1 protein-coding gene is annotated in these 232 nt (G+C 37.1%); it reads left to right on the top strand.

Annotation, left to right across the window (positions count from 1 at the left end):
* Positions 1 to 232: hypothetical protein (locus tag RM545_RS17585; RefSeq protein ID WP_311496588.1), on the top strand; the 232-nt coding region annotated here is incomplete at both ends.

The following is a 232-nucleotide window of genomic DNA, read 5'->3' as shown; positions in this document are numbered from 1 at the left end:
AAAAAGTTGCACACTGGAAATCAATTACAGGCGTATACCTTAAAATACTGATTATTGACCTTTATAAGGGCAGCAGACTACGAACTACCAACATAAAAACTCCAGACTACAAAGAGCCTTTAAAAATGCCAATTATCGACCTTCAGTATAAAAGGGAGTCAAAAAGTCAAAAAGTTCAAGAGGGAAAGAGTGAAGTCAGAATTTCCGTTTTGAGGTTAGCATCAAGACCGCT

The organism is Autumnicola lenta, assembly GCF_031846515.1.
In the GTDB taxonomy this organism is placed as follows: Bacteria; Bacteroidota; Bacteroidia; order Flavobacteriales; family Flavobacteriaceae; genus Autumnicola; species Autumnicola lenta.
This window is presented reverse-complemented; position numbering and strand designations above follow the sequence as displayed.